At 41.2% G+C, this 13,978-nt stretch carries 12 protein-coding genes; 7 read left to right on the top strand and 5 right to left on the bottom strand.

Annotated features, from left to right (window positions below; translation table 11 throughout):
- Positions 1–1,089: an ABC transporter ATP-binding protein gene (locus ACMUMJ_RS04555; protein ID WP_414677606.1), complete on the bottom strand. Its 1,089-nt coding sequence runs from the start codon at positions 1,087–1,089 to the stop codon at positions 1–3.
- Between the two features lie 362 nt (positions 1,090–1,451).
- On the opposite strand from ACMUMJ_RS04555, the gene ACMUMJ_RS04550 reads away from it, so the two are divergent.
- The 6 genes from ACMUMJ_RS04550 (at position 1,452) to traT (ending at position 8,779) form a co-directional block, all read left to right on the top strand.
- Positions 1,452–3,461, top strand: a complete 2,010-nt coding sequence (locus ACMUMJ_RS04550) for a sigma-54-dependent Fis family transcriptional regulator (protein WP_414677605.1) — start codon at positions 1,452–1,454, stop codon at positions 3,459–3,461.
- A 41-nt stretch (positions 3,462–3,502) separates the two neighbouring features.
- Entirely contained in the window at positions 3,503–4,045 is a 543-nt protein-coding gene (locus tag ACMUMJ_RS04545) for a DUF7482 domain-containing protein (protein ID WP_414677604.1), read from the top strand.
- 102 nt (positions 4,046–4,147) lie between these two features.
- A complete protein-coding gene (locus ACMUMJ_RS04540; RefSeq protein WP_414677603.1) occupies positions 4,148–5,566 on the top strand; it encodes an aldehyde dehydrogenase family protein in 1,419 nt (472 codons plus the stop codon).
- A gap of 104 nt (positions 5,567–5,670) precedes the next feature.
- Complete coding sequence (locus tag ACMUMJ_RS04535; RefSeq protein WP_414677602.1) at positions 5,671–6,093, top strand: VOC family protein; 423 nt, start codon at positions 5,671–5,673, stop codon at positions 6,091–6,093.
- A gap of 510 nt (positions 6,094–6,603) precedes the next feature.
- A complete protein-coding gene (locus tag ACMUMJ_RS04530; RefSeq protein WP_414677601.1) occupies positions 6,604–6,855 on the top strand; it encodes a hypothetical protein in 252 nt (83 codons plus the stop codon).
- Between the two features lie 1,141 nt (positions 6,856–7,996).
- Positions 7,997–8,779 (top strand): complement resistance protein TraT, encoded by a 783-nt coding sequence (gene traT / locus ACMUMJ_RS04525; RefSeq protein WP_414677600.1) that lies wholly within the window; start codon positions 7,997–7,999, stop codon positions 8,777–8,779.
- A gap of 326 nt (positions 8,780–9,105) precedes the next feature.
- Here traT and ACMUMJ_RS04520 read toward each other — a convergent pair whose 3' ends face one another.
- The 3 genes from ACMUMJ_RS04520 to mtnK all read right to left on the bottom strand — a co-directional run bounded on the left by ACMUMJ_RS04520 (position 9,106) and on the right by mtnK (position 12,244).
- Positions 9,106–10,464 carry a GH1 family beta-glucosidase gene (locus tag ACMUMJ_RS04520; RefSeq protein WP_414677599.1) on the bottom strand — a complete coding sequence of 453 codons (1,359 nt, stop codon included), beginning with the start codon at positions 10,462–10,464 and terminating at the stop codon, positions 9,106–9,108.
- A gap of 113 nt (positions 10,465–10,577) precedes the next feature.
- Complete coding sequence (locus ACMUMJ_RS04515; protein WP_414677598.1) at positions 10,578–11,036, bottom strand: GNAT family N-acetyltransferase; 459 nt, start codon at positions 11,034–11,036, stop codon at positions 10,578–10,580.
- An 8-nt stretch (positions 11,037–11,044) separates the two neighbouring features.
- Positions 11,045–12,244: an S-methyl-5-thioribose kinase gene (mtnK, locus tag ACMUMJ_RS04510; RefSeq protein WP_414677597.1), complete on the bottom strand. Its 1,200-nt coding sequence runs from the start codon at positions 12,242–12,244 to the stop codon at positions 11,045–11,047.
- A gap of 79 nt (positions 12,245–12,323) precedes the next feature.
- On the opposite strand from mtnK, the gene mtnA reads away from it, so the two are divergent.
- Positions 12,324–13,340, top strand: coding sequence for an S-methyl-5-thioribose-1-phosphate isomerase (gene mtnA / locus ACMUMJ_RS04505; protein WP_414677596.1), 1,017 nt, complete (start codon positions 12,324–12,326; stop codon positions 13,338–13,340).
- Positions 13,341–13,422: 82 nt separating this feature from the next.
- On the opposite strand, the gene ACMUMJ_RS04500 is transcribed toward mtnA, so the two are convergent.
- Complete coding sequence (locus tag ACMUMJ_RS04500) at positions 13,423–13,965, bottom strand: 1,2-dihydroxy-3-keto-5-methylthiopentene dioxygenase (RefSeq protein ID WP_414677595.1); 543 nt, start codon at positions 13,963–13,965, stop codon at positions 13,423–13,425.
- Positions 13,966–13,978 lie beyond the last annotated feature (13 nt).

Genomic DNA, 13,978 nt, shown 5'->3' with positions numbered 1-13,978 from the left:
TTATTGTCCTCCCATTCTTGCTGGGGAATGGACCATCTGACCTTGCTTGTCAAAAGTGTAGAGTTTGTGGGTAGGGAAATACACTGTGATGTTTTGATCCACTTGATATTCATGCACACCGGATAAATGCAGGACTAAATCAAAGTGAGGGTTGTGAACATGCAAAAAGGTTTCGGAGCCGCTGATTTCGGCCAAATCCACTCGCACAGGTAGCTCAAGGTCATCATCGGAGTGGGGCACTAATCCAATGTGGGATGCACGCACACCAAATTGGTAATCACCTGCGGGCAGAGAACGTAAATCATTATTGAGCTGAAAGTGAACGGTGTCATCGAACGTAACTTCATCGTCACTGACATGGCCTGACACTAAATTGATTGGTGGTTCAGAAAACATCTCAGCCGTAATGATGTCTTTAGGCTGATGATATACCTCTGCCGTTGGCCCCATTTGCAGTAAACGACCTTCGTGTAACACCGCTGTGTTACCACCAAGGGCCAGGGCTTCATTAGGTTCGGTCGTCGCGTATACAGCGATGCAATTGCGCGCTTTGAAGAGGGCTCGCAATTCTTGTCGTAGTTCTTCTCGTAATTTGTAGTCGAGGTTAACAAGAGGCTCATCAAACAAAATGATTTGAGAATCTTTTACGAGCGCGCGAGCCATGGCGGTACGTTGCTGTTGTCCACCAGAAAGTTGTAGAGGCAATCGATCTAAAAAAGAGTCAATGCGAAGCATTTCAGCGGTTTCGCGTACCCGACGGTCTATTTCTGTTTCACTCATCTTGGCTAAACGCAATGGTGACGCGATGTTTTCGTAAACGGTGAGGTTTGGGTAGTTTATGAATTGTTGATACACCATGGAGATGTTGCGTTCTCGAACAGGGGTACCAGTGACATCCACCCCATTCATGATGATTTTTCCTTTTGATGGTCTGTCCAAGCCAGCCATTAATCTCATCAGAGTGGTCTTGCCGGATAAAGTACGCCCTAGTAAAACGTTGAAAGAGCCAGGTTCGAGGCTTAGATTCACGTCCTCGATCCAAGTTTCACCATCAACAATACGCGACACATTTTGCAGCGTTAAAGACATGGTATTTACCTTTTTGTTGTTATTATTTTCGAGTATTTATTAGCGTTTTATGTTGAGTTAAAACGTGTGAACAAATACAAGGTTATTTCCTAGTAGGCTACAAGTTCTGTGCCAAAAAAATATAATAAAAAAATTAGACTTTTATCTTTTTGATAAAAAAGAGTTTTATTTCGTTTTCTTTGATGTTTTCAGAAAGTTTTAGGTTTTTTTAGGGCTGTTCACGAGTGTTCAAAGTGTTTACAGTAGAACGATTAGGATGAACACTTTTAAGGCTGTTTGGGCACTGTTTTGTATTTTTACCTGTCTTACGTAATGCGTTTTATAGATGTATAACATACCGCTTAGCGATGTTGGATTTGGCAATGGGAAATAAAGAGAAAAGCAATAAAAATCAAAACCTTGGTACATCAAAGTCGCAAGAATCTAATGCTAAAAATGGTCGGTCCAAAGATCATAAAGAGCTGATCCAGGCGTCTTGGTATCGCTGTGAACAATTTGGTTTGGATCACAGTAGCCCGCCTGATTTTTCGACGCTCCCAAAAGGTATTTTGAATGATTTAGTGGATCAACATCGTAGTTTATTAGATACCACTGAGAATGAAGTTCTGCCTTATTATGAGAATATTTTAAGCAATTCCTCTTGCATGATTGTGCTCGCGGATCGGCAAGGCCATGTATTAAATACATGGGGTCAACCGCGTTTTGGACGTGCTTCAGCGCATGGTTTGATAAGAGGCAATCAATGGACGGAAATGGGGGTTGGAACAAATGCTATTGGTACCGCATTAACAACAGGAGAAGCCATTCAAGTTGGGCGCGATGAGCACTTTTTACGAGCCAATCGGTTTATGGTTGGTTCTGCATCGCCAATTTATAATACTAAAAACGATTTAGTTGGTGTATTGGATATTTCTTCGGATGCGTATTTGCCTCAGGATCATACCTTTGGAATGGTTAAGCTAATGTCTTTAAGTGTTGAGAATCGTTTGATTTTTTCGGCTTTTCAACAGGACCACTTTATTCTGAGTTTTAATACAAATGTGGTGAGCTTAGACAGCCATTGGTCTGGTATTTTGGTGTTGGATGAAAACGGGATTATTGTCTCTGCTAATCGACGAGCGGAAGTGGTTTTAGCGCGTGATTTAGCCTTGTTAAACATCAATCAAATTTTTGATTGTGAAATGCGAGATATTAAGCATCACCCATTTAATTTGCCTATGAAACTATTGGTAATGAGGCGCTATCAATTTTACGTAAAAGTGATTCCTCCAACGCAACATATTATGCGTGTTCCAGACTTTCGTAAAAGTGTCGATTATATTGCTCCGTTACACTTACATTCAATGAGCAAAAAGAATGATGAGTTGGTTGAACATAAAAAAACCACTCAGTCTGAGAGCGCCAATCAGACAGCGAAAAAAATGATACCAGATAATGTGATTGCGCTGGATGAATTGCAGCATGGAGACGAACGTGTTGAGCGTTTGGTCAAACAAGCCCATAAAATTATGGAAAAAGACATTCCAATCTTAATTTATGGTGAAACGGGAGCCGGTAAAGAAATTTTCGTAAGGAGTTTGCACTACCATAGCTCTCGTGCTGCTGAGATGCTGGTAGCGGTTAATTGTGCTGCGATTCCTTCAGAACTGGTTGAGTCAGAACTGTTTGGCTATGAAAAAGGGGCGTTTACTGGAGCCCAAACAAAAGGCTCTATTGGTCTGATTCGGAGAGCGCACCGAGGGACTTTATTTCTCGATGAAATAGGTGAAATGCCAATGCCGGTGCAATCTCGGTTGCTGCGTGTGTTGCAGGAACGGGTAGTAACGCCTTTAGGGTCAACAGAGGTGTATCCTGTTGATGTTAAGTTGATTTCTGCAACGAATAGAGTGCTAAAAAAGGAAGTGACGGAAGGGCGCTTTAGACAAGATCTGTATTATCGTATTGCAGGTTTGAACATTGCTTTGCCATCTTTGAGAGAACGAAAAGACAAAGCGAAATTGATTCAGTATTTACATAACCGTTTGCGTAAAGAAGAGGCTGGTCCTGAACTCTCGCAAGAGATGCTAAATTTATTAGTAAGGCACCCATGGCCGGGGAACATGCGTCAATTGGCTCATGTATTAAAAGTGGGTTTGGCCATGGCAGATGAAGCCGTATTAGAAGATTGGCACTTACCCGATGACTTTTTTGATGAGTTGGATGGTTATGCAGAATCGGATGACATTCAAATGAGTCACAGAGAAGAGCCATTGGAGCGGTTAATTCCACGTCTATTAAGTGAACATAAAGGAAATATTTCACAAACGGCAAAAGTTGCAGGAGTAAGTCGCAATACTGTTTATAAATACGCTAGTATGAGTGCAGATAAATAGAATTTATTGCGTTTTAATATTGTGAACAATAGGATCAGATTATGAGCTATAAATATTTATTAAGTATCATGTTTGCTGTTTTACTTTCTGCGTGCGGCAGCCATGCTGTAAATGATAGACATTCATTACATGATGAACCGCCTTTGAAACAAGGTTATATTAGTTTGCCTGTTTTTGAAGCGTGGTATGAAGACGATGTTGTTTTTTATGTGACAACGGATGTATCTAATCGAAAAATGGCGAGAGACATGAAGGCAAATTACGCCCCTCGTCTAAGAGACGCCATTCCAAAATACCCAAAACCACCTGGCGTTAAAACAGCATTAGAGCGAGTCTATGGGGTTGCAAATGGGCCTCAGCAAAGAAAGATTTTTCCTTCTGTACCTTGGCCGATAGGCCCAGAAAGCCGAGACAAGCAGTACTCACCACTTTGGTTGATGTATAACGTGGTATGGGTTGATCCAAGTAAGGCTTATATTTTGAAATCGGAAGGCGCTATTTTTGATGCTGAAGAGAAGGGATTAGTCACCATAGAGCGCACCAATATTGTGGTTAATTGTCCTGTGGTTTATCCGTCAGCATAGAGGCTCTTGTTTTGTGCTAGACGTTACTGCTCTATGATAAAAAAGCCCCCATTCATTGAATAGCTCAACTATTGTGGGGCGGTTCATAGTGGCGGTTCTTAAATGAAGGAAATAAACATGGTGTTGAAATCTGAGGTAGAGAATCCGCTTATTGAGCCAATCCCTTTTCATGTTGAGCGTTTAAAAACGTCTTTTTCTGAAGGTACAACACGAGATATTCACTGGAGGATAAGTCAGTTAGTTCAACTCAAAAAAATGTTGCAAGAGAAAGAGTCAAAGTTTCTTGAGGCCCTATCATTGGATTTACATAAAGGTGAGCAAGAAGCATGGGTTGCCGAAATTGGTTTTGTGATTAGCGATATTAATCATACAGTAAAACACCTAGTTAAATGGTGTCGGCCACGTTATGTTACAACGCCTCTTTTTGCTCAACCTGGAAAAAGTTATAGCCTGCCGGAACCTTTAGGCACAGTAATGATTATTGGTGCTTGGAATTATCCTTTTCAGTTAGTGTTAGCACCATTGGTCGCAGCCATAGCCGCTGGTAATTGTGTCGTGATAAAACCATCAGAGGTGGCAGAGCACAGTGCAAGACTGTTAGCCGAACTGATTCCCTTATATTTGGATACCGATTGTTACCATGTTGTGTTGGGTGCTGTTGAGGAAACACAGGTATTACTGCAACAAAATGTCGACCATATTTTTTATACAGGTGGTGAAGCGGTTGCGAAGATAATATTGAAAGCGGCAGCCGATTATTTGATCCCTGTTACTTTGGAGTTAGGGGGAAAAAGTCCATGTATTGTGGACACAGATACCAATTTAGACGTGACATCATCCAGAATTGTATGGAGTAAATGGATGAACGCAGGGCAAACGTGTGTGGCTCCTGACTATCTTCTTGTGGAAGAACGTTTTGTTGGATCGTTAATTGAGACACTTATAGCAAAAATTGAACGCTTCTATGGTGCTAATCCAATGGAGAGTCAAGACTATGGACGTATCATTAATCTTAGGCACTTTGATCGATTGGCTCGATATCTAGAGGGACAAAATGTGGTGTATGGAGGCCATGTTAATAGGGAGAAAAAGTATTTATCACCTACAATCATATTGGCACCAGACGATCAGTCATTAGTGATGCAAGAAGAGGTTTTTGGGCCAATACTGGTTGTCTTGCCAATCAAAAATAAGGTTGATGCAATTAGAGTAATTAACAGCAAGCCAAAGCCTTTAGCGCTGTATCTCTATACGAATGATAAATCCTTTGAACAGCATGTATTGCAACGTACCAGTTCAGGAAATGTGGGAGTAAACGATGGCATGATGTTTATGGCGAACGCGAACCTTCCTTTTGGCGGTGTAGGGGAAAGTGGCATGGGCAGTTATCATGGGAAAACAGGTTTTGATACGTTCAGCCATTTGAAAACGGTTATGAAGCGCAGCTTTCTGCTTGATGTTGCATTACGTTACCCTCCCTTTAATCGCTTTAAACTGAATGTGCTTAAAAAACTGTTGTAATGCTTATACAGAAAACTAAGTAAATTCAAAGCAAGCGATTAACAATAAGTATTGGATAGTAGAATGCCGACAGAATTTACCCATTCGTTAATGGGGTGCATTGAATGAAGCAGTCTTTGATTCATGTGGCCATTGTGGTTGATGACTACGATGATGCATTGGCATTTTATCTCGATAAATTGAAATTTGAGCTGATAGAAGATACCTACCAACCGGAGCAAGATAAGCGGTGGGTGGTCATTGCTCCTCCAGGGTCGCAAGGCATGACGTTATTGCTTGCAAAAGCGTCCAAACCAGAGCAACAGAATTTCATTGGTAATCAGGCTGGCGGTCGGGTGTTCTTGTTTTTAAGTACGGACGATTTTTGGCGAGACTATAAGAGAATGATGGCAGAAGGCATTACTTTTGTAAGAGGACCACAAGAGCAGGATTATGGAACCGTGGCAGTTTTTGAAGACTTATATGGCAACTTATGGGACTTATTGGAATTGAATCCCGATCACCCTATGGCAAATCGAAGAATGTAGCTATTGATTCAAGAGTAACGAATCTTTAAGAGATGTTATCAACGACAGTATTCATTTGAAAGAACTACGCATTCCCTCTAGAGAGTGGGCACAAATGGTGATCTAAGATGTATTTATTCGCTTTGCTACAAAGGAATGCGTGCTGCTTGTAGAGTACTTTTTTGCATTTGAGTCAACAGTGTTTATAACATGAAAATATTCTTTCAGGTGCTTGGATTGTCACGCTTTACGGCTGTTCAGTAACGCCTACAACCTCAATGGTACCTAGCCCTGCTACAAAAAAGCGAAGTTGCTTTTGAGTACGAAGGCAGTGTGGAATTGCCTGTTCATTTTGTCAGCCAGTTTGTCAAAGTGGAAGATACAGCACGATTAAATGAATCACTTGGTGAGCCTAGCAAAGGCAAGTTATATCAAGGGCAGACGTGCCAGAGTAAAAAGGTACTCAAGTAGTGCTTCATCGAGCGTGGAACGGCACAAACTCTTATAGCAAAATGGGCGAGTGGTGGGTGTTTGATCAACCAACAGGGAAGGTCGCTTACTATCGAAGATTATGAAATATGTTGCCAATGGTCGTCATTGGATAAACTAGTCAGCTGTACCTTGGAAGAAAAAACAACGGTTATCGTGGTGAATGCTCAAAGTGCCATGTGTTCAGAATACCTTACGTATTCAACTCCTAAAACTCAACAAATGCATATCAGTGAGTCCTCTGCTTCTTTAAGAAAATGCTACGTATTAGATGATGAGTTCAGTTGGAAATAATACGATAACGTTATCTATTGTCTTGTACTATTTAGACATATTACGGTGTAAAAAAAGAGCCTAGCTGAAATGCTCCCACGGTCTGAGATTCTGGATACACACTTGCTTTCCTATTTAGTACTTTACGAAAGCAGTCTTTTTCATTATCTGAAATAATGGCGTAATGTCGTTATTGTCAAGTTCGTGAACATGAGTAAGAGACCTTTTCTCTGCTGCTCTGTAATTGAGTAAATCTTGATAGTCAAACCCGTTAAACTCTGCTAATTTGAGGTGAAAAAAATACGTGTCTAACTTCTAATAGTGGATCACTAAACAAAAATTCCGTAGAACTCTTTTCTGTTAGTAACTAAGGAAAGGAGTCATTTATATTTAGTGAGCTTTGAATGGATTAATCCCTTGCCGTTTGTCTCATCTGCTCGATTCTAAACATATTGGCTTGGAAATGTGATTCTTTTATAATAGAAGAGGGTTTGTGGTTTAATTAGCCAGAAAGACTGTGTCCATAATTTTTAATATCCGCCCCTGATGATTTAGGAGCAATATATAAATGTAGGTATATATTCAGGCATTTCAAGAGCATAGAAAATCTGGTAAACACTGAAAAGCTTTGTTGTGTGTAAGAAACGTTCAGATGAATTCTGATTTTAACGATACGGAGCTTTTGACAACTCTTACAAGAAATGACTTTTGCTCTGAAAATGCTGAAGACTACCTTTGTTAAATTGAGACGTCGTAGTGCCTGTAATAGGCCATACTGATCGTGTTTATGCTTTTGAAAGTGTCGTTAATGCAATTGCAATGGTGATGTTTATTGCTACGGGCTGCACAGTGTTTGCTAGTCTCTAAGCTGACCATTATGTAAAGCAATCCTCAGTAATGAGAGGGAGGTTTGTAAATTCGAATATTGTTTGTATTCCTGACAATGATGCAGGTCAGACAATTAATAAGGGACTAAATGAGGCAATAAAAGCCATCGAAAGTATTAGTTCTCCATGTACGATTAAAGTGCTACGTTTCTTTAAAGACCTTGTTTATCAAGGTTGTTCTGATGTGTGGGATTACTTTAATCATTATTCGTTAAATGCAGTGTCAAAACTGTTCACAAAATAAAATAGTAACAAGGAAATGAGGAAATCTACTAATGAAACTATCTAATATTTTTGCGAAAACAATACTTATTGCTGGTATCGCTGCTTCACTTGTTGGTTGCTCTGCAATCAATACTTCCTTAAATAAGCAAGACCTTACTGTTGATAGCCGCCTTAGTCAGTCTATTGTGCTTGAGCCTCTAGCACCGTCTAAAAGAGTTGTTTATGCACGTATTCGTGATGTGTCTGGAAACAATATGCGGGTGGAAATGCAAAAGATTGTTAATCAGCAACTTCAAAGCGAAGGATTCATAGTTACAAATGACCCTGAGACGGCAAATTTGATGCTTAATGCCACAATCATTTCAGCAGGGAAAACAACCGCTGATGAGGCGAACTCTTTGCTTTCGTCTGGCTATAAAGGAGGCTTCGAAGGTGCAGCAGTCGGTGCGGGTATTACTTCAGCCACTGGCGGATCTGGTTCTGATGCAGCTAAAGCGGGTCTTCTGCTCGCAGCAGCAGGCTTCCTTGCCGATAGTTTGATTGAAGATACTTACTACACATTCGTAATGGACGTTGAAATGCGTGAGCGTGCATTGTCTGGAGACACAGTGAGTAATAGTACGCGTAATGTGAATGTCGGTGGCGGTGCTTACGGCAATAATGCCAACGTGTCGATTAATAATAGTTCTGTAGTTCGTGGTGATGGCTACAACTGGATTATTTACAAAACACGTATCGTAACAACGGCAAATAAAATAAACTTAGACATTCAAGAGGCGTTGCCAGCTGTGCAGCAGCGTACAGCACTGTCAGTCTCTGAGTTGATGTTGTAATTTTTTGATTGAGCATGCTAATAAAGCGCCTCTCTTTTGTGAGGCGCTTTATTAGTTACTTGCTGCTAAACGTTAGCCTGTGCGCTAGAAGTAGCGTAAAACTGAAAAGAATGAAATACCCGATCAGTATGTCTCAATTATTTCCTTCGTTTTGTGAAATTTGGTACTCCAAATAGAGTCCACAACTCCATGGTATACACCCCAAAATAAAAATCACACCTCCACCGAGGGATGAATGGTTTTCGGTGTTTGTGATGATTCTAGACTAAGTAAAATACTCAAAGTAAGGAGTCTCTAGTACAGAGCATCCTATACATTTTGTTTATTTATTGTTGATGTATGTGGTTTCGATTGAGTAGAAAATCTCTATAGGCTTTGCCACTGCGTTTTATGGTTCTCTTTTGAGTTTGGTAGTCAATATACACCAAACCAAAGCGCTTGCTGTAACCCTCCGCCCATTCAAAGTTATCCATGAGACTCCATGCAAAGTAGCCTCTGATGTCTACGCCTGCATCGATAGCATTGTTAACGGCATTAATATGGTCATGTAAATAGCGTATTCGTTGTTCGTCATCCACGACCCCATTTATCAAAGTATCCGCACAAGCAACCCCATTTTCAGTGATGTAAAGGGGTGGAAGATCATATTGCTTATTAAGATTAACTAACAGTTCTTCAAAGGCGTGTGGTGCTATCTCCCAACCAATGTCGGTATATTCAACCTCTTGGGTGTTTTTTACATTGCTAAACAGATTGCTTGTGTGAAACTTGTTATGGTTGCAGGTGTAATAGTTGAGACCGAGAAAGTCGATCGGTTGTGAAATGATTTCCATATCACCTTCAAGAATCATGGCTGGCACATACTCTGGTGCAACAGTGTTGAGAATTTGTGGGTATTGACCTTTCATAAGAGGTTCAATAAAAAATTGATTATCGAGTGTCTCTCTCATTAATTCAGCGAAAAGGTCTTCCGCTTTTGCGCTGGCAGCGTAGGATTTATTCATATTTAATACAATGCCGATCTGTGCGTTAGGCACATTTTGGCGAAGTATTGGTAATGCTAACCCATGAGCCAATAATATGTGATGAGCCGCTTGCCGGCCGTATTTGGGCTCAGTTAATCCTGGGGCATGAATGCCCAATTCGTATCCTAGAATCGCTGCGCAAAAAGGTTCATTAAAGGTTGCCCATGAATCAACATATTCGGCTAATTCTGTGGTGATTAAGTGGGTGTAATCGCGGAACTTGTAACTGGTTTCTCTATTTAACCAGCCGCCTTTATCTTCTAAGTGTTGAGGTAAATCCCAGTGGTAGAGAGTAACAAAGGTTTTTATATTTGCGTTTCTTAAGGCCGTAAGGATTTGTTCATAAAAGCGTACTCCTAATGGATTAAGAGTGCCATCTTGTTGAATTACCCGTGGCCATGAAATAGACAAGCGATAAGCATCCACGCCAAGGGATTGAATGAGTTGAATGTCTTCTTGCCAGAGGTTGTAATGGTCACATGCTATGCTGCCGTCATCGTTGTTTTTGACCTTGTTTGGTTGCTGACAAAAACGATCCCAAATGGATTCCAGTCGACCGTCGATGTTATTTGCGCCCTCAATCTGGAAGGCTGCGGTGGCAACACCATAGATGAAAGAGGGTGTGAGCATGTGTGAATCTTGAGGTAATTTAATGGACACAACTGAATCCTTTAAGATAGAAAATGAAGTTGCTACCTAGAGTAGAAGAGGTTGTAAAAAAGAGTCAATACAGGGAATTATTAAGTAGGGCAATTAAGAGAATTAAGTGAATTTTAAGTATTTATTTGAGTGAATCTCATTGGAATTAACCATTTTCCCGATGAAGTATAGCGATTGAAGCGTTCTAAGAGTTCGTTAGGGAGGGTGTTTTTTTCAACGGTTTTGAACCCGTTAGCACCATAAAAGGCTTCGAGATGAGAAAAGGCAAAACAGTAGGTTGGCTTACTAGTAAGGGCGGACTGAGTTCTTTTGAGTAGTAGGCTTCCTAAACCCAGATTCCGATAAGATGGCTCTGTGACCATGGCGGTAAGCAGTTGGTAACCCGTAAATTGCTTAAGACGATATACCGATACAATCTGAGTGCTTTTTAGTAGCCAAATCGGATCGGCCTTGTTGGGTTTACCTGCTGGGTAATGGGCTTGGTAAAACTTTTTAGTCAGAGGGTAGAGCAATCGAGAAGATTGCTCTACCCTATAGCTCGATGGCTCTATTCCGTTGACTCGGTTTGTCATATCAAAGACTATGCACCAATAATACTTTCGGCTTCCAGAAGAACGTCTTCAATAGAAACAAAACTGTGTCGCTTAGTAATCAGTGTTTTACCTAAGGCAATGGCATTGGCTTCGGCAACGGCTCTTGCATTGGTTTCTTCAATGCTTTCTAAATCACTCACATGGGCTAAACCTATGGTACGTCGAATGAGCTCACAACCGGCATAACCGATGGAGTCTAAAAAGACAGAGCGTAAATAGCGGGCTTGATAAGTGGCGTTTTGCAGTGCCAAATCTTGAGTATGCTTGTCCATAAGCTCGGTGAGTTCTTTTGCAAACACACTCCAAGTGTCTCTAATGATGTCTTTTAATGTATGCAGGTGACGCTCTTTTTGCTTGCCGTCCCATTTAGCCGCACTGCCACAGTAATTGAGAAGGTAATTCCCAATAGGTGAACCGACATCAAACCCCATTGGGCCATAAAATCCAAACTCGGCATCGATGACTTTCATTGTTTTATGGTCCACAAATAAGCTGCCGCTATGGATGTCTCCGTGTAATAGCGCTTGGGCGTTGTTTAAAAATTTGGCTTTAAGTTCGGCAACTTCCGCTAACAGTTTATCGTTGGTTCGTAGCTCAAGAGACAGTGTTTCTGATGTCGGGAAAATGTTATTGCGCTCATTTTCACGATAGGGATCGGTGAAAAAAAGGTCTTCAGTAATTTTGCACAGATCCGGATTGATAAAGCGGGATACTTGCGCTTTTTTCTCTTCCGCAGAAAGATAAAAGTCACTTGTATAAAATAAGGTGTGAGCCAAATGTTTACCGAGTTGTTTTCCGACGTGGGGGAAGTTCTTCCCTGAGACCAATTCACTGCGCATGATCTCAAATGCTTTGAGATCTTCCATCACAATGGTGGCAAGTGTCGCATCATAGTGGAGGACGTTGACAGTGTGTTCTTCGCTTATTTTGTAGTGTTCCAATAAGACTTCGGCTTCAATGCGAGCTCTATCCAGAGTAAGAGGCCAGCTTTCTCCGACACAACGGGCATAAGGAAGCGCTTGTTTTACAATTAAACTGTTCTCATTGGCGTCGCTCACACGAAAGACCAAATTAAGATTGCCATCGCCCATTTCTACGCAGGTGAGGTCTTTGCTTTTTTTAAAGTAACCCAGTTTTTGTACGTATTTAATTACGTCTTTTTCGGAAAACGTTTTATAAGCTGTCATAAGGCCTCTATTTGGTTGTAATGGGTCGGTAGGACTAGCATAATTTCGTATATTGTAACCTTATTTGGAATTTTTCTGCATGAACGATTTACATGCCCTTAGTGTTTGTCTCAAGAACAATGACTTATCCATATTAGATCAAACGCAATTGCCGAATAAACAAGAATGGCTTGTCTGTGATTCCATTGACTCTATGGTATTGATGATACAAAAATTACAAATACGAGGCGCACCCGCCATTGGCATCGCCGCGTGTTTATTATTGGCTACTAGAGCAGAAAAAGGCGTTACTAGAGAGAGATTTATAGCAGAAGCAAGCCTATTGAGAGCGGCTCGCCCAACCGCCGTTAACCTAATGAATAACATTGATAGCCTTTTAGAGGCATCAGAGAAAGAGTATCCCGTATCGGTTGTCAAAGAAGCGGAGCGTTTGTTTTTCGAAGACATTGAGTTATGTGATAAATTGGCTGAGTTAGGTAACAGTTTGATACAGCCGCACAATAAAGTATTAACCCATTGTAATACGGGCGGTTTGGCAACGGTCGGCGTTGGGACTGCCATAGGGGCGATTCGTAAAGCACATGAATCTGGTAAACAAATACAAGTTTGGGTCGACGAAACTCGACCACTGTTGCAAGGCGGTCGATTAACCGCATGGGAAATGGGAGAACTGGGCGTTCCCTATCAGCTTATTTGTGATTCTATGGCGGGTATGCTGATGGCAAGAGGTGAGGTGGATTGCGTTTTTGTCGGTGCGGATCGAATTGCTGCGAATGGTGATTTTGCAAATAAAATTGGGACTTACAGTTTAGCGGTATTGACCCATTACCATAAAGTGCCCTTTTATGTGGTTGCGCCGAGCACGACGGTCGATCTAACCTGTAAGAGCGGTGCTGACATTCCCATTGAAGAGCGTGATTCGTTTGAAGTGAAAGGTGTTAAAGGTGGATTTGGAGCGTGCGTTTGGGCGCCAGAAGATGCTTTCGTCTATAACCCTGCGTTTGATGTGACACCTGCGAATTTAGTCACTGCATGGGTGTTGGATACTGGCATTTACAGCCCTGAAGACATTCAGATAGGAAAATTATTAGGTTAACGCTTTAATTGATCTGTTTGTGCACAAAGAGATCAATTAGGCGATGTATTTTACAGTTTTGCTTACCGTTTAATTGAGTGAGTTAGTCTAGTAGCGGAAACTGTTCTGCTATTGGGTTGCCTGTGAAGTGTGCAACCCAACCTTCTTGATTGTTGAATAAACGAATAGCCGTAAACTCTGGTTGAGAACCCATATCAAACCAATGGGTTGTGTTTGCAGGAACACGGATTAAGTCTTCTTTCTCACACAATACCTGATAGACATGTTCATCAATATGCAGACAAAAAAGCCCTTTTCCATTCACAAAAAAACGTACTTCGTCTTCCGAGTGGGTGTGCTCGCTTAAGAACTTTTCTCTAAAGGCAGCTTTTTCTGGGTGGGTTGGGTGCATACTGACCACATCGACGGTTTGATAACCTTCACTTTTAATTAAAGTTTGAATGTCATCGGAATAGGCTTCTAAAATTTGCTCATTGGTTGTGTTTGAATCAATCGGAAAGCTGGCATTCCAACGAGCAAAGCGAATGTCCACCTCAGAAAGTGTGGCAATGATTTCTTCTGAATTCTTGGTGTTCAATATACAGTGTTCGGGTTTGTCTTGATGGTATTTGGTTAACTGACTCATGGTATGCGTCCTT

The sequence above is a fragment of the Marinomonas phycocola genome (assembly GCF_047525455.1).
Classification (GTDB): Bacteria; Pseudomonadota; Gammaproteobacteria; order Pseudomonadales; family Marinomonadaceae; genus Marinomonas.
Note: the sequence above shows the minus strand (reverse complement) of the source record. Positions and strands in the feature narration are given on the sequence as shown.